This window comes from Lacibacterium aquatile, assembly GCF_042683105.1.
Lineage (GTDB): Bacteria > Pseudomonadota > Alphaproteobacteria > Elsterales > Elsteraceae > Lacibacterium > Lacibacterium aquatile.
Genome location: NZ_JBHUIP010000001.1, coordinates 193,516 through 208,751, shown reverse-complemented (window position 1 = coordinate 208,751; position 15,236 = coordinate 193,516). Strand labels below are relative to the sequence as shown.

General features: G+C 60.2%; 13 protein-coding genes and 1 tRNA gene. 9 read left to right on the top strand and 5 right to left on the bottom strand.

What is annotated here, in order from left to right; all coding sequences use genetic code 11:
• Positions 1–96 precede the first annotated feature (96 nt).
• Both ACFSM5_RS01050 and ACFSM5_RS01045 read right to left on the bottom strand, forming a co-directional pair.
• On the bottom strand, positions 97–1,773 hold the full coding sequence (locus ACFSM5_RS01050; RefSeq protein WP_379874254.1) for a methyl-accepting chemotaxis protein: 1,677 nt from the start codon (positions 1,771–1,773) through the stop codon (positions 97–99).
• A gap of 111 nt (positions 1,774–1,884) precedes the next feature.
• Positions 1,885–2,388, bottom strand: coding sequence for an Lrp/AsnC family transcriptional regulator (locus tag ACFSM5_RS01045; RefSeq protein ID WP_379874251.1), 504 nt, complete (start codon positions 2,386–2,388; stop codon positions 1,885–1,887).
• 139 nt (positions 2,389–2,527) lie between these two features.
• Here ACFSM5_RS01045 and ACFSM5_RS01040 point away from each other — a divergent pair, with 139 nt between their 5' ends.
• Together ACFSM5_RS01040 and ACFSM5_RS01035 are read left to right on the top strand one after the other, a co-directional pair.
• Positions 2,528–3,466 (top strand): DMT family transporter, encoded by a 939-nt coding sequence (locus tag ACFSM5_RS01040; RefSeq protein WP_379874248.1) that lies wholly within the window; start codon positions 2,528–2,530, stop codon positions 3,464–3,466.
• Between the two features lie 16 nt (positions 3,467–3,482).
• Positions 3,483–3,559: transfer RNA gene (locus tag ACFSM5_RS01035), tRNA-Met, on the top strand.
• A 72-nt stretch (positions 3,560–3,631) separates the two neighbouring features.
• On the opposite strand, the gene ACFSM5_RS01030 is transcribed toward ACFSM5_RS01035, so the two are convergent.
• On the bottom strand, positions 3,632–4,168 hold the full coding sequence (locus ACFSM5_RS01030; protein WP_379874245.1) for a hypothetical protein: 537 nt from the start codon (positions 4,166–4,168) through the stop codon (positions 3,632–3,634).
• A 181-nt stretch (positions 4,169–4,349) separates the two neighbouring features.
• Complete coding sequence (locus ACFSM5_RS01025) at positions 4,350–4,625, bottom strand: hypothetical protein (RefSeq protein ID WP_379874242.1); 276 nt, start codon at positions 4,623–4,625, stop codon at positions 4,350–4,352.
• A gap of 320 nt (positions 4,626–4,945) precedes the next feature.
• Between ACFSM5_RS01025 and ACFSM5_RS01020 the strand changes: the two genes are divergently transcribed.
• The 7 genes from ACFSM5_RS01020 to ACFSM5_RS00990 all read left to right on the top strand — a co-directional run bounded on the left by ACFSM5_RS01020 (position 4,946) and on the right by ACFSM5_RS00990 (position 14,011).
• Positions 4,946–5,875 (top strand): aldose 1-epimerase, encoded by a 930-nt coding sequence (locus ACFSM5_RS01020; protein WP_379874239.1) that lies wholly within the window; start codon positions 4,946–4,948, stop codon positions 5,873–5,875.
• A gap of 71 nt (positions 5,876–5,946) precedes the next feature.
• Positions 5,947–7,908: an ABC transporter substrate-binding protein gene (locus ACFSM5_RS01015; RefSeq protein WP_379874236.1), complete on the top strand. Its 1,962-nt coding sequence runs from the start codon at positions 5,947–5,949 to the stop codon at positions 7,906–7,908.
• Positions 7,909–7,975: 67 nt separating this feature from the next.
• On the top strand, positions 7,976–8,962 hold the full coding sequence (locus tag ACFSM5_RS01010) for an ABC transporter permease (RefSeq protein ID WP_379874233.1): 987 nt from the start codon (positions 7,976–7,978) through the stop codon (positions 8,960–8,962).
• 6 nt (positions 8,963–8,968) lie between these two features.
• A complete protein-coding gene (locus tag ACFSM5_RS01005; RefSeq protein WP_379874230.1) occupies positions 8,969–10,093 on the top strand; it encodes an ABC transporter permease in 1,125 nt (374 codons plus the stop codon).
• 14 nt (positions 10,094–10,107) lie between these two features.
• On the top strand, positions 10,108–11,811 hold the full coding sequence (locus ACFSM5_RS01000; RefSeq protein ID WP_379874227.1) for an ABC transporter ATP-binding protein: 1,704 nt from the start codon (positions 10,108–10,110) through the stop codon (positions 11,809–11,811).
• 17 nt (positions 11,812–11,828) lie between these two features.
• Positions 11,829–13,031 carry a mandelate racemase/muconate lactonizing enzyme family protein gene (locus ACFSM5_RS00995; protein WP_379874224.1) on the top strand — a complete coding sequence of 401 codons (1,203 nt, stop codon included), beginning with the start codon at positions 11,829–11,831 and terminating at the stop codon, positions 13,029–13,031.
• A gap of 119 nt (positions 13,032–13,150) precedes the next feature.
• Positions 13,151–14,011, top strand: a complete 861-nt coding sequence (locus ACFSM5_RS00990; protein ID WP_379874221.1) for a CatB-related O-acetyltransferase — start codon at positions 13,151–13,153, stop codon at positions 14,009–14,011.
• An 88-nt stretch (positions 14,012–14,099) separates the two neighbouring features.
• Here ACFSM5_RS00990 and ACFSM5_RS00985 read toward each other — a convergent pair whose 3' ends face one another.
• Positions 14,100–15,098, bottom strand: coding sequence for a mannonate dehydratase (locus ACFSM5_RS00985; protein WP_379874218.1), 999 nt, complete (start codon positions 15,096–15,098; stop codon positions 14,100–14,102).
• Between the last annotated feature and the right edge of the window lie 138 nt (positions 15,099–15,236).

Sequence of the window (15,236 nt, the reverse complement as noted above, 5' to 3'; positions counted from 1 at the left end):
GGCTCAAGCTGTCCGGTTGGATGGGAATCAGCTTATTTTTGGCGGTAATCCTACGATTATTCTGCAAAAATTTTGCAGAAGTGCCGCTGGGCCGGTTTATGCGGCTCGGACGTCCGTTAAGAATGTCTGAACGATCTGCCGAAGATTAGACGACTGGGCGCTCAGTTCCTGGGACGCTTGTTTAACCGTGGTGGCGGACTGGCTGGTATCTTGAGCGGCCTGATTAACCCCCTGAATATTCTGGGTTACCTCTGAAGTGGCCTGGGCGACCTGGGCGACATTGATCGAGATTTCGCGCGTCGCTGCCCCTTGTTCCTCGACAGCTGCGGCAATCGTCGTGGCGATTTCATTAATGCGGCTTATGGTCTGCGCGATATTCCCGATGGCGTTAACGGCGGCGTTGGTGGTCGTCTGCACGCCGGTTACCTGCTGGGCGATATCCTCGGTCGCCTTGGCCGTCTGATTGGCAAGGCTTTTGACTTCCGAGGCGACCACGGCAAAGCCTTTGCCCGCTTCGCCAGCGCGCGCGGCCTCGATGGTGGCGTTCAGGGCCAGCAGGTTCGTCTGGTTCGCGATATCGGTGATGAGGGTTACCACCTGACTGATGCGCTGGGCGGTTTCCGACAGTTCCTGCATCGTCCCCGCGGCACGCTGGCTTTCGACATCCGCCTCGCCTGCGATGCTTTTGGCGACGGTCATCTGGCGCGAGATTTCGCCGATGGAAGAGTGAAGCTCTTCGGCGGCGGCCGACACTGTCTGAACGTTCATGGCCGCCTGTTCCGCCGCTGCCGAAACCGTGGTCGCCTGAACCGAAGCTTCTTCGGCACTGGCAGACAGGCTGGTGGCGGTGCTGTTCATCTCCTCGGCGGCATGGCTGACGGTGACGAGGACCCCGGTGACGCCGCTATCGAAGGTCTGGGTGATCATCTCGATACGCTGTGCGCGCTCCGCCCGCGTCTGCGCCGCTTTCATTTCCTCCTTCTGGAGGCGATCGCGCTCGATGGCATTATCTTTAAAGATCACCATGGCGATGGCCATATCGCCGATCTCGTCCTTATAGCGGCTCTGGGGAACTACGATATCGAGTTTCCCCGCCGACAGTTCCCGCATTGCCCCGGTCATGAGGCCAAGCGGCACGGTTATACCCCGTGTCAGCACATAGGCGGAGAGGGCGCCCAGGGCAACGGCAACGGCGATGGTGAGACCTACGACCCAGGTGAGGGTTCGGAACTCATCCGCGGCGGCATCGCTGTCACCCTTGGCGGCAACCAGCTGCAGATCAGAAAGTTTGGAGATGGTGCCGACCAGCGGGTCGATCTTGGCGTACATCGTTTTCTCGATGTATTCGGTCAGAGCGGCACTGTTTCCGGCGCTGATCAGTTGCTGGAGCTGCCGAATGGCTTCATCCGCCACCGGGAACTGTGTCTTGGCTTCCGCCGCCAGCCGCTTTTCCTCGGGGATCATGTCGCTCTCGGAATAAGCTTGCCAGCGGTCTTTAATGACGAGAGTTGCCTGGCGCATATTCTCGACGGCGGCGGCTGGAGTAATTGTTCCAGCGCGAAGCTTATGTGCCGTATCAACTACTGTCACGACGTAGGCGTCGGAGATCGCCTTCAGGTCGCGCATCGGCTCGATACGGTCGCTGTAGATCAGCGACATGGCCCGACCCATCGAGTTCATGCCGGAAAAGCCGGTCAAGCCGACGATCAGCATCAGAATGGACAGGAGGAGGGGGATGATGGCGATACGGTGACCGATGCGCAGCTTCGTCATGGCGGCTTCTTTCCCATGCAGCGATGTAGCGAGGAGGGGCCGCTACTACAGGGATCATTGCGCAAAATTGCCGCAGCGCGCACTGGAAGGATCGCCAGGAGGCGAGGTATGTCAGGGGGTATTGAGCAGCGGATCCAGAGAAAATTCGCGCTTTAACGCCTTCAAACCAAAGAGAGATTTGGTGTGCCGAACCCCGGGTAGGCGATAGAGCTTCTCGCGCAAAAATTGTTCGTATCCTGCCGTTCCATCGACGGCGACCCGGACCAGATAGTCGTAATCGCCGCTGACCAGATGCACCTCCAGAACTTCAGGCATGCGGATCAGCGTGTCGCCGAACAGCTTCAGGGCCTCCTGATCATGGCGGTCGCAGGTGATCTCGATAAAGACCGTATCGGCGGCGCCCAGCTTCTCCTGCGGCAGGATCGCGGCATATCCGGCGATGAAGCCCTCGGCCTCCAGCCGCCGCACCCGGTTCCAGCAGGGCGTAGCAGACAGCCCAACCCGTTCGGCCAGATCGGCGTTGCTGAGTCGGCCGTTTTCCCGCAAGGCCGCCAGGATACGCCGGTCGGTGGGATCCAGCTCATTTGGTAGGCTCTGCTGCCTATTTTTTGACATTCGAAATATCCTTCTTTTAAAAGATCGATCCGAAGATGATTCACCTTATTTCGAAGTCTGGATCCTCGTAAATAGGAAAGTCTGACTGACCTATTTGCCCTAGGCTTTCTCCATCGAATTTATGCGATGGAGTGGCGCCATGGGGCAGGTCTGGGTGATGCGCGGGATGGGCCTTGCGATGTTCTGCATCGCGCCGCTGCTTTTCTCCGGCAACATGATCATCGCGCGTCTGGTGGTCGATGATGTGCCGCCGGTCACCCTGGCCTTCGGACGCTGGCTGGTGGCGGCCCTGGTGCTGGCGCCGTTCGCCTGGAGCGAGCTGCGCGCCCATTGGCCCCGTATCCGCGCTCAGGCGCCGCTGCTGGGGCTGCTGGCGTTTCTGGGGGCCGGTGTCGCCATCGCTCCGCAATATATGGCGGTTCACCACACGAGTGCCGGGAATGTCGCCCTTATCTTCGCGGCGACACCCGTCCTGGTGCTGCTGCTGGAGCGGATCGGCTGGGGCGTCGCCATCCAGCGCCGGGCGCTGATCGGTATCGCCATTGCCGTTCTGGGGTTGGCGGTCGCGGTCTTCCGCGGCGACCTGACGGCGGTGGGGCGTTTCACCCTCAATCCGGGCGATCTGCTGGTGCTGGCCGCTGCTACAGGCTGGGCGGGCTATACGGCGCTGCTGAAGCATCATCCGGTGGCGCTGCCCTGGAAAGCCTATCTGCTGGTGCTGGCGGGCGGCGGAGCGCTTCTCTTGGCGCCCTTTGCCGTGCTGGAGGCCGGAAACCCGCTGGCCGTGCTGTCCGATGCAGGGGCGTTGTTGCCAGTAGTGGTTCTGGCACTTGTGGCCTCCATCGGCGCCTACCGGCTTTACAGCTGTGTGGTGGGGCGTTTTGGGGCCGCGCGGGCCTCGATGGCGATGTATCTGGTTCCCTTCTACACGCTTGGTTTGGCTGCCGTTTTCCTGGGAGAGGGGCTGGCGCCGTTCCATGCGACCTCCTTGGCGCTGACGCTTCTGGGGGTTCTTGTGGCGACGATGCCGATTCGCATATCCAAACCTCTTGACACCACCCCCGCCGGGGTCCTATAAGCCGCCCACCTTGCGAGACGGGGTAGCTCAGTTGGTCAGAGCAGGGGACTCATAAGCCCAAGGTCGGCGGTTCAAATCCGCCCCTCGTCACCAAGGTTTAGAATTCAAAAAGGCGCCCAAACGGGCGCCTTTTTTTGTTGGCGGTTAAAGGGAGATCGGGTGGAGCTACCGCTTTAACCGGGCGCTTTGCATCAGTTCTTCGGCCGTTAGCAGGTCGCCTGCCTCCATCGATCCGGCAATCGCGCGGGCCACCAGCACGGCCTGATCGGGCTGGAGTTTGATGACCGTGATGATATCTTTCGACAGCCAGGCCGTTATTAAGAACGCCGAACGGGACGTGTCGATCTGCAGGCCCATTGCCGCATGGAGTTCGCCATCGGCGCCTGTACCGCTCCAATCATTGGCTTCGATCTTCGGGCCATCATTCAGGAAGCGGCGGATCGCAGCGGGCATCTTCGATGCGTCGGGATTATATTTGTTCCGCCAGGAAAACCGCCGCATGCCGTCGCTCACGGTCGCGGCAATGTGTTTTGCCTGGTTGCCATTGAAGATCAGCGTCTGGGCCGTGCCGTCTTCCATCCCGAATTTCATCACGATCGCCAGCTTGTTGACGTCCAGGCCGTAGCTGAACGAGGTTGCCTGCCGCTTTTCGGCGAAGGCCTCCAGCTGCTTGGGAGGAATCGTGGTCCCTAAGGTGTACATGCCGATCTCTGTCCTTGGTTCTATCGCGGCGCCAAGATGATGATCGGCGTCGATTGTGTCTAGCAAAGCCTATTCGCGGCCTGCGGCCCGATCCACCACCCTGAAATCCTGTAGGTCTAAAATTCAAAAAAGGCGCCTATTCGGGCGCCTTTTTTGTTCTCTTGAGCCGGTGATGCTAGAGTCAGCAGCTCAGCATGCCGTTGAGGCAGCGCCCGGCCTTCAAGGCCGAATTGGTACCCTTATGCGGGCTGATCTGATTGGTGTAGGGATTGAGCCGCCCCGGCGTCGCGCCGGTCGTATTGATCGGATTCGCCTTTTTTTGGGGCACTACAACCGGCTTTTTCGACTGGCCCTGGCGTAGCAGCTGTTCGGCCTTGGCTTTTGACGATTGTGCCTGTGCCTCGACCACGGGAATGGCGAAGACGGTTAGGCACAGGATCGCGACAAGACGCTTCATCGAACAAGCTGCTCCAAAAAATAGGCGTCAAGGATCGCATGTCTGACCGGATCGGTCCAGTTACACCCGTGTCAGGCTTTATGTTGCAGGCTTATAGCGGTGTTTTTTTGACACCGAAGGGCCGCCGCACAAGGTTTCTTAAGGATTGCAGGCGCTGATTGATAAGGCCGGTTGCTTTGCACTTGTTTGTCAAATTGTAAGGCAAGTGCGGTTTGTGAGTTGACAACTTTGGTGACATTCCACAGGCTTCCATCACGGACCGCGACGTAAGATCGTGGCCGGGGGCGAACAGGCCCCGTGGGGAAACGACGAGGGGCGCCATGGCCTCAATGGTGGGAAATTCGCGGTCTGCCGGTGTCTTGTCGCCGGACCCTTCGCCCGAAATCAGTTCGGGGCGTCTGGGCCTGCGCGTTCAGCCTGCCGACGGCGGCAGGATCGCAGAGTTCTGGGTGCGCCATCCCGACGGCGGACGCACAGATATCCTGGTTCCCATGACTGTCGCGGGTTTCCCGACGCACCTATGGCCCAAGGCGGGTTGTTATCCGCTGTTTCCCTTTTCCAATCGAATTCGCGGCGGCGCTTTTGTCGCTGACGGCATGAACGTGCGCCTGCCTGCCCATCCGGGGGAGGAGCCGCATGCCCTGCATGGTTTCAGCCAGCAGCGTCCCTGGGCGATCGAGGATCATGCGGCCAATTGCGTCGCAATGATCTACGAGCATCGACCCGACAGCTGGCCCTGGGCGTTTACGGCGCGGCAACTTGTCAATCTGGACGAACAAGGCCTGTCGGTTGACATGTCCATCGTCAATCATTCGGCCAGCCCGATGCCGGTCGGTTTCGGTCTGCATCCCTATTTCGCGACCGACATCGGGGATGAGATGACGTTTGACGTGACGGGCGACTGGCGGTTCGATGCCGCCAATATCGCCGTCGACTGGCAGGAGCGGCCGGAAAGCGGCTTTACCCATATCCAGGACGGGACCAGCCTGTCGCATTATTTCACGGGATGGCAGGGCAGGGCGCTGTTGCAGCGTCGCAAAGCCGGTATCGCGGTCGCGATCAGTGCCCCGGCGCCGCTTGACCATTTCGTTTTTCATGTTCCGCCGGGTGGGGCCTATGCCTGCCTCGAACCGGTAAGCCATGTGGCGGATGCGTTTAATCTCGCAACCCAGGGAGCCGGTCATACCGGTCATCGTACCTTGGGCGCCGGGCAGACGCTGGCTGCCACCATTCGGATCGAGGTGACCTGACCCCGACCCAATAAGACTGCGCGTACAGACAAAAAAACGGTCCAAATCGATAATTCCCGTGGGAGGAAATAATGGCCAAGTCTGAGACCAATCAGTTAACCGCCGCCTGGTCAGTCGACCGTCGCGGCTTCCTCAAAGGGGTGGCAAGCGCCGCTGCTTTGACGGCGATCCCGAGCCATGTGTTCGCACAGGCCGGCGGAAAGGAATCTCCCGATCTCGCCAAGCTGGTCGCGGAAGGCAAGCTGCCGCCGCTCGCCCAGCGTCTGCCGGAAAACCCCGACGTCATTCAGGTGAAGGATATCGGCAAATACGGCGGCACCCTGCGTCGCGGCCTGCGCGGTTCGTCGGATCACAACGGCATCCTGAAGGTCATCGGCCCGCAGAACTTCGTGCGCTGGAACGTCGAATTCACCGGCGTCGTGCCGAACCTTGCCCATAAGTGGGACGTGAATGCCGACGCAACCGAATTCACCTTCTATCTGCGCAAGGGCCTGAAGTGGTCGGACGGCAAGCCGTTCACCGCCGATGACGTGCTCTTCTCGATCGAGGATTGCGCGAAGAACCCGGAACTCTTCAAGGCCACCCCGTCGGTCATCGTCATCGGCGGCAAGCCGGTCGAAGTGACCAAGGTCGATGAGACCACGGTGAAGTTCAAGTTCGCGGCGCCCTACGCGCTGTTCCTGGAAAATCTGGCAACCCCGCTCGGCCAGCACACCACGCTGTTCGCCAAGCATTACTGCAGCCAGTTCCATCCGAAGTACAATCCGAACGCCGAAGCCGCCGCCAAGGCCGCGGGTCAGTCGGATTGGGCTGCGGGCTTCCGCGCCAAGTGCGGCGATATCGAAATCCCGTCGCGCTGGGGCAACCCGGAACGTCCGACGATGGATCCCTGGATCATCAAGGAAGCCTATACCGGTGGTGCGACCCGCGTCGTTGCCGTCCGCAACCCCTACTTCTGGCAGGTCGATCAGCAGGGCAATCAGCTGCCCTATATCGATCAGGTGAATTATTCGATTTCGCAGGACGTCGAATCGCTGATGCTGGACGTCGTCGGCGGCAAGATCGACTACCAGGATCGTCACATCAACTCGCTGGCCAACAAGCCGACCCTGTCGCAGAACACCAAGCGCGGCGACTATCATCTGGTCGAACTGATCGCGGCGAACGCCCAGCAGGTCCAGATCCATCTGAATATCCTGCACAAGGATCCGAAGATGCGCGAAATGCTGGGCAACAAGGAGTTCCGCAAGGCGCTCTCGCTTGGCATCAACCGCCAGGAAATCATCGACCTCGTCTACCTCGGCCAATCGCAGCCCTACCAGACCAGCCCGCGTCCGGGTCACCCCTGGTATCACGAGAAACTGGCCAAGCAGTTCATCGAGCATAACCCGACCGAGGCCAACGCGATCCTCGACAAGCTGGGCTATAACAAGAAGGACGGCCAGGGCATGCGCCTGCGTCCCGATGGTCAGAAGGTCTTCTTCTCCATCGACGTGATCCCGACTCTCTATCCGGATCAGGTGGACGCCCTCGAACTGGTGAAGCGCCACTGGGCCGATATCGGCGTCGATATCAAGGTCAATACCATCGAACGCGCGCTCTATTACACGCGTGGCGATAACAACGACCATGATGCGGCGTCCTGGTCGGGTTCGGGCGGCCTGGACATGATGTTCGATCCGCGCGACTACTTCGCCTATCACCCGCAGGGCTCGCGTTATGCCATTCCCTGGGCGAACTGGCTCACTTCGGGCGGCAAGTCGGGCGAGGAACCGCCCGAAAGCCAGAAGAAGCGCATGGCTCTGTTCGATCAGGCCCGCGGCACAACCGACCTCGCCAAGCGCGCGGAATATGTGAAGCAGTTGCTCGATCTGACCTATGAAGCCTTTGAAACCGTGGGCGTCTGCCTCGGCGTCAACAGCTTCGGTGTCTGCAAGAACAACCTTATGAACGTGCCGGAGAAGATGCCGGACAGCTGGTCGTACCCGAACCCGGCGCCGACCCTGCCTGCCCAGTATTTCTTCAAGACCTGATAGCCAGCGACCCCCTGCCGGTTCCTTCTGGGACCGGCAGGGACCCTCGCGTTAGAGAGTAGGCCCCATGGCTCGTTTTATTCTTGTCCGCCTGATGTGGATGATCCCGTCGCTGATCGTGATCAGCTTCCTGGCGTTTGTCCTGATCCAGCTGCCGCCCGGCGATTTCGTGACGACCTATATCGCTACGCTCGCCTCCTCCAACGAAGTTGTCGACCAGGCCGCAGCTGCCGCTTTGCGTGAGCGTTTTGGCCTCGATCAGCCGATGTTGGTCCAATATTTCAAATGGATCTTCAACATCGTCACGTCCGGCGATTTCGGCATGAGCTTCGAATGGCAGCAGCCCGTCAGCGGCCTGATCTGGGAGCGTATGGCGCTGACCCTGATCCTGACCTTCTCGACCCTGATCGCCACCTGGGGCATCGCCCTGCCCATCGGCGTTTTCTCGGCGGTGAAGAAATATTCGGTCGGCGATTATATCGCGACCTTCTTCAGCTTCGTCGGCCTTGCCGTGCCGAGCTTCCTGCTGGCCCTGGTGCTGATGTATGTAGCTGTCGTCGAATTCGGCAGTGAAGTTGGCGGCCTGTTTTCTGAGGAATATGTCGCGGCGCCCTGGAGCTGGGGCCGTGTGATGGACCTCATCAATCACCTCTGGATCCCGGTCATCATCCTGGCCGTGTCCGGCACCGCCAGCCTGATCCGCGTCATGCGCGCCAATATGCTGGACGAGCTGAATAAGCCCTATGTCACGACCGCCCGTGCCAAGGGCCTGTCGGAATTCCGGCTGCTGCTGAAGTATCCGGTGCGCGTGGCACTCAATCCCTTCATCTCGACGCTGGCCTGGCTGCTGCCGAACCTGATTTCCGGTTCGATCATCGTCGCCATCGTGCTGAACCTGCCGACCGCCGGGCCGCTGCTGCTGCAGTCGCTGATGAGCCAGGACATGTATCTGGCCGGCGCCTTCGTTCTGCTGATCTGCACGCTCACCCTCTTCGGGTCGCTGATCAGCGATATCCTTCTCGCCCTCGCCGATCCCCGGATCCGGCTGGAGTAGGCCCCCATGACAGATGTCGCAATTGCGGTAGACCGCAAAAAATTCGTCGTCGCCTCGCAATGGCAGCTGATGTGGTGGGCCTTCCGCCGTCATCGCCTAGCGATGGTCGGTCTGGTCGTCACGAGCTTCCTGTATCTCGTGGCCTGCGCGCCCGGCTTCTTTGCCATCAATGAACCGGCCAAGCAGGACGCCCGCGCGGCTTTCCAGCCGCCCCAGAGCCTGCATTTCATCGATAATGCCGCCGATGGTAGCTGGTCGATCCGGCCCTATGTCTATCAGATGGTGATGAAGCGCGACCCCGTCACGCTGGCACCGATCTATGTCGAGGATGAGGGGAAGAAGACCTATCTCAAGTTCTTCGGCGAGGGGTATCAGTACAATATCCTGGGCCTGATCCCGACGAACATCCATCTGTTCGCCCCGGAAAACAGCCGCCAGCCGATCTTCCTGCTGGGCGCCGATCGCTTGGGCCGCTGCGTCTTCTCCCGCATGGTGGAGGGCACGCAGATCTCGCTGTCGGTCGGCCTCGTTGGCGTGTTCCTGTCGCTGACCATCGGTATCTTCCTAGGCGGCATCTCGGGCTATTACGGCGGCAAGACCGACTTCGTCGTGCAGCGCGCCATCGAGTTCGTGCTGGCCCTGCCGAGCATTCCCATCTGGCTCGCGCTCTCGGCGGCTCTGCCGCAGGATTGGCCCGCGACGCTCAACTACTTCATGATCACGGTCATCCTGTCGCTGACGGGCTGGGCGCAGTTGGCCCGCGTGGTGCGCGGTCGCTTCCTGTCGCTTCGTACCGAGGAGTTCGTGACCGCCGCCCGCCTGGATGGTGCCTCCGAAGGCCGTATCATCTTCCGTCATATGCTGCCGAGCTTCCTGTCGCACATCATCGCGTCGATCACCCTGGCGATCCCGGCGATGATCCTGGCCGAAACCTCGCTCAGCTTCCTGGGCCTGGGTCTGCAGCCGCCGACGATTTCCTGGGGCGTGCTGCTGCGTGAGGCGCAGAATATCCGCTCCATCGCGACGGCTCCCTGGCTGTTTGCCCCCGGCGTTGCCGTGGTGCTGGCCGTGGTTGCCCTGAACTTCTTAGGGGACGGGTTGCGCGATGCCGCCGATCCGTACAACAAATGAGAAAAGAGGCTCACTTGCGATTGGTTCATCCCAAACCAACCACCGGGACGCTTCTGGAAGTCCGTAACCTCCAGACCCAGTTCCCGACCCGCAGCGGCCTCGTCAAGGCAGTGGACGGCGTGTCCTTCACGCTGGAACGCGGCAAGACGCTTTGCATCGTCGGCGAATCCGGCTCGGGCAAAAGCGTCACCGCCCGCTCGATCCTGCAGATCGTCGATGCGCCGGGTAAGATCACTGGCGGCGAGATGATCTGGCATGCCGCCGACGGCACCACGGTCGATCTGGCCAAGCTCAATCCGCGCTCCAAGGATATCCGCAAGATCCGCGGGCGGGAGATCGCCATGATCTTTCAGGAGCCGATGTCCTCGCTGTCGCCGATCCATACGGTCGGCAACCAGATCATGGAGGTGCTGCAACTGCACCTCGGCATGAACAAGGCCGAGGCGCGGGAGCGCTGCATCGAGTTGCTGCGTCAGGTGGAAATCCCGAAACCCGACAAGGCCATCGACCGCTATACCTTCGAGTTTTCGGGCGGCATGCGTCAGCGCGTGATGATCGCCATGGCCCTGGCCTGCGATCCGGCGCTGCTGATTGCGGACGAACCGACGACCGCGCTGGATGTCACGACCCAGGCCGAAATCATCGACCTCATCCGCCGTCTCCAGAAGGATCACGGCATGGCGGTCATGTTCATCACCCACGACATGGGTGTGGTGGCCGAGATCGCCGATGACGTGCTGGTTATGTACCACGGCAAGGTGATGGAAGAGGGGCCGGTGGATACGATCTTCCACAACCCCCAGGACGACTACACCAAGATGCTGATCGGGTCGGTCCTGAAGCTCGAACAGAAGGCGGAAATCCGCCTGAAGCGCGAGCCCTTGAAGGACGATGCCCTGCCGGTGCTGGAGGTCAAGAACCTCTCGATGGAATTCGGCTCGGTTTCCGCCGGGGTGAAGGCAGTCGACAATGTCTCCCTGACCTTGCGTCCGGGCGAGACGCTCGGCGTCGTCGGCGAGTCCGGGTCAGGCAAGACCACGGTCGGCCGCTGCCTGCTGCGCGTCTATGACCCGACCGAAGGCTCGGCGATCTATCGCAAGGCGGACGGCTCGACTGTCGATCTGGTGACGGCGAACAAGGAGGAACTGAAGGCCGCACGGCGCGAAATCCGCATGATCTTCCAAGATCCTATCAGTTCGCTCAATCCGCGCATGACGATTTCCCAGGTCATTGCCGAACCGATGCTGGTCAATGGCATCGCCAAGGGCAAGGAACTGGACGACCGTGTCGCGCATCTGATGGAGCAGGTGGGCCTCAACCCGGATTGGCGCGAGCGGTATCCGCACGCCTTCTCCGGCGGTCAGCGTCAGCGTATCGGCGTCGCCCGTGCCATTTCGCTCAACCCGCGCATCATCATCGCGGACGAAGCGACCTCGGCCCTCGACGTGTCGATCCGCGCGCAAGTGCTTGATCTTATGATGGAATTGCAGGATCGCCTCGGGCTTTCCTACATCTTCATCAGCCATGACATCAGCGTCATCCGCTATATGTGCGACCGCGTGGCCGTCATGTATCGCGGCAAGCTGGTGGAGATCGGCGCGGCGGATCAGGTCTGCAATACGCCGACCCATCCCTATACCCAGGCGCTGTTGTCGGCGATCCCGCGTCCGGATCCCCGCACCCGCAGCATCCATCAACGTATGCGTTACACCGGCTAGAGCAGGGCTTTCAAAAGATGAAGATCGAACGTTTGCGCGCCTTCATGTCGCGCGACAAGGACCGCCCGCGCGTCCTTGTGGCTATCGATACCGACGACGGCATCACCGGTTGGGGCGAGTGCTACAACCATGGGCCGGACAAGGCCCTGTTCCCGCTGCTTGACTATCTCTTCCCCATGATCAAGGGCCATGATCCGACCCGGATCGAATATCTGATCATGATGCTGATGCAGCAGACGCGCTTTCCGCCGGGGGCTTTGGGGCTCGCTGCGATCTCGGCCATCGACCATTGCCTCTGGGACATCTCGGCCAAGGCGGTCGGCGTTCCGGTCTATAAGCTGCTGGGCGGCAATGCCCGCGACAAGGTGAAGGTCTATGCCGGTGTCTATACGGCACCGGATGCCGAAAAGGCGCGGGACGAGCTGGATGCCTTGAACGAGGGCTGGGGCTTCACCGCCTTCAAGCTGTCGCCCTATCGCATCAATATGCATGAGAACCGGTGGGGCGAGGTGGTACGTACCTCGGCGGAATATTTCCGCCAATTGCGCGAGACGGTGAAGTCGCACTACGACATCGCCTTCGACGCCCACGCCAAGATCTTCGAGCCGCAGCAAGCGGTGCAGCTTGCCAACGCCCTGGCACCCTACGATCCGCTCTTCTTCGAAGAACCGATCCGGCCGGAGAATTTCGAGGCCTGGGGGGATATGAAGCGGTCGATCAATTGCACGGTCGCGACGGGCGAATCGCTTTATAGCCGCTTCGAATTCCTGCGCCTGCTGCAGGTGCGCGGCGCCGACATCATCCAGCCGGATATCTGCGTCGTCGGTGGCCTGCTGGAAATGCGCAAGATCGCAGCGATTGCCGAGGCGCATTACGTGACCGTCGCGCCGCATAATCCCATGGGGCCGCTCGCAACTGCGGTGAACCTGCATTTCTCGGCCTCGCAGCCGAACTTCCGCATCCTGGAGTATCGCCTGCCGCAAGGCCCCGGCTATACCTTCCAGGGCGGCGGCGAAGCCCCGACCTCGACGGCTCCGGCCGGCGAAGGGGCCTATTACGTCAAGGATCCGTATCTGCCGAAAGACGGTTACCTCGAACTCCGCCCGGATCGTCCCGGTTGGGGGGTGGAGATCAACGAGGAGATCCTGGGCAAGGAGGACTATGTCCACTGGCAGCGCAAGGTGCCGGTGAAACCCGACGGTTCCACGGGCTACGTCTAAGGCAAAGGGCCGGGAGGAAACTCCCGGCCTTTTTGCTGGCCCAGCACGGCTCTATCTGCGGGCAACGGAGGATGCTATGACAGGGTAATAATCTGCGTTCTTTCAAGGTGTCTTGGACTATGTTTTGGCGAAAGAAAAAACAGACGCAAGTCCCTGCCGCATTTCAGTTGAATCCCGATGCTGCAAGCGTTGTGACAAAGAAACGTAAATCGGTAATTATTAGCCGCGCGTTGATCGAATATCTGGCAGAGCAGCGTATATTTCCAGACCCTGGTATTTCAGTTTCGGGATCGATGCGATCTTTGCATGTCGGGCAAATATATCCCTTGCCTAAAGAAGTATCGCTGGAGCCTTATTGTTCACCGCGCGGCGGCCCCCGGATTTGCAGCATGGGGGGGTTCAGCTATTCAAACACTGGATTTCCCGACAAGGTCGAGATCGGGCGTTATTGCGCCATCGCAGTGAATGTCGCGATCATGGGACCGAATCACCCCATGGATCGAGTTTCACCATCAGGGTTTGATTATGATGATCTGCCCCATTTTGTCGCTGCGCGCGAGGATTGGGGGCACCATCCCGCCTTGATACCTTGGGTGCGTAATCCCGTGACCCTCAAGATCTGCAACGATGTCTGGATTGGTCAGGATGTATTGCTGGCCCGAGGGATTACGATTGGCGATGGCGCTGTCATCGCTGCGGGCTCTGTTGTTACCAAGGATGTACCGCCTTACGCCGTCGTGGGGGGAGCCCCGGCCCGGATCCTGAAATACCGGATTGCCAGCGAAGGTCTGCGCCAAGAACTGCTAGATCTGAAGTGGTGGGATTACGCTTTCCCCGAATTCAAAGGGTTGGACACAATGGATGTCGCGGCCTTCGTGCGGGAACTACGCCAGCGTGTGAATGCGGGCGATATCCAGCGCTGGCGGCCTAAGCCTTTGAACCTGCGCCGCGCAATGCTCAAACACTGTGAATTTGCGTAACGGCGTCTTGGCAACAATGGCGGTAGCCGCACACGACCGATCTATCAGATAGATGGGTCGTGTGCGATTGATCTATCTGATAGATCAATCAAGGCGTAACGGCACCCGGATGGATGTGCTTGACCGCATCCAGCAAGCCTTGGATGTAGCCGAAGCAGAAGGAGAAGGCGACGCCTTCGGGATCGCGGCCGTCGATATGCGGCACATGGTCGGGCATCAGCATGTATTTGTAGCCGACTTCGGCGTAGGTCTTCAGCGACTCGAACATGTCCATGTCGCCATCGTCCGGGAAGACCTCCATGAAGGAGAGTTTGCAGCCGCGGATATTGCGGAAATGCACGTTGAAGATCTTGTCCCGGCTGCCGAACCAGCGGATGACGTCGTGGATCTCCTCACGCGGGTTATCCAGCATCTCGGCGACTGTGCCCTGGCAGAAGTTGAGGCCGTGATAGGGGCTTTCGTGCATCTGCACAAAACGCTTCATCCCATCGACGGTGCCGAGTACCCGCGTCACGCCCTTATAGCCGGGTGGGGTGTAGGGGTCATGGGGGTGGCAGGCGAGGCGGATCTGATTGGCTTCGGCCACCGGCACCACATGGGAGAGAAAATAGTCGATCCGCTCCCAGTTCTCGTCTTCCGAAACGACACCGGCGAGGCCCGGTTTCTCGTTCTGATCGATCTTGTCCCAGCGGAACGAAGAGTGCTTCGAGCCGCCGCGGCCCGTCTCATACTCGGTGCGCGGAATGCCGATGAGGTTGAGATTATATTTGGCGGCCGGAATACCTGCCTTCTTCAGGTTTTCGATCAGCCGGCAGATCACCTCAATCTGGCGGTCGCGGTTCGGGCCTGCCAGCAGGATGTCCGGACTATCCTGGAGTTCGATGGGGCGTGAACTCATCGGAAGTTGCACCATGTCGAGGCTCATGCCGAAGCTTTCGACCTTCTCGCGATGGCGCAACAGATCGTCCAGCGTCCATTCGGTGGCCTTTTTGCCCTGCGGATCGGCGCAGAGATGCTTTAGCCCCAGCTGGGCGAACACCTTGTAGTCATTGTCGTCGCGCGCAGCATTTTGCGTCCCGAGATGCATCTCGTTTCTTCCCCGATAACGCGGGTTTGTAAATATGCCCGCTTGTTAAGTTATCAGACATCCTACACCTCGAAGGAGGCGCGGCAAGGAGAAGATGCGCTAAAAGCCTCGCTTAAATCGACGCGGTAACCGGCGGCC

Coding starts and splice junctions, on each gene's coding strand:
- ACFSM5_RS00990 (WP_379874221.1), top strand. CDS start 13,151: ATGTTTTGGCGAAAGAAAAAACAGACGCAAGTCCCTGCCGCATTTCAG.
- ACFSM5_RS01050 (WP_379874254.1), bottom strand. CDS start 1,773: ATGACGAAGCTGCGCATCGGTCACCGTATCGCCATCATCCCCCTCCTC.
- ACFSM5_RS01030 (WP_379874245.1), bottom strand. CDS start 4,168: ATGTACACCTTAGGGACCACGATTCCTCCCAAGCAGCTGGAGGCCTTC.
- ACFSM5_RS01025 (WP_379874242.1), bottom strand. CDS start 4,625: ATGAAGCGTCTTGTCGCGATCCTGTGCCTAACCGTCTTCGCCATTCCC.
- ACFSM5_RS01010 (WP_379874233.1), top strand. CDS start 7,976: ATGGCTCGTTTTATTCTTGTCCGCCTGATGTGGATGATCCCGTCGCTG.
- ACFSM5_RS00985 (WP_379874218.1), bottom strand. CDS start 15,098: ATGCATCTCGGGACGCAAAATGCTGCGCGCGACGACAATGACTACAAG.
- ACFSM5_RS00995 (WP_379874224.1), top strand. CDS start 11,829: ATGAAGATCGAACGTTTGCGCGCCTTCATGTCGCGCGACAAGGACCGC.
- ACFSM5_RS01020 (WP_379874239.1), top strand. CDS start 4,946: ATGGCCTCAATGGTGGGAAATTCGCGGTCTGCCGGTGTCTTGTCGCCG.
- ACFSM5_RS01040 (WP_379874248.1), top strand. CDS start 2,528: ATGGGGCAGGTCTGGGTGATGCGCGGGATGGGCCTTGCGATGTTCTGC.
- ACFSM5_RS01045 (WP_379874251.1), bottom strand. CDS start 2,388: ATGTCAAAAAATAGGCAGCAGAGCCTACCAAATGAGCTGGATCCCACC.
- ACFSM5_RS01015 (WP_379874236.1), top strand. CDS start 5,947: ATGGCCAAGTCTGAGACCAATCAGTTAACCGCCGCCTGGTCAGTCGAC.
- ACFSM5_RS01005 (WP_379874230.1), top strand. CDS start 8,969: ATGACAGATGTCGCAATTGCGGTAGACCGCAAAAAATTCGTCGTCGCC.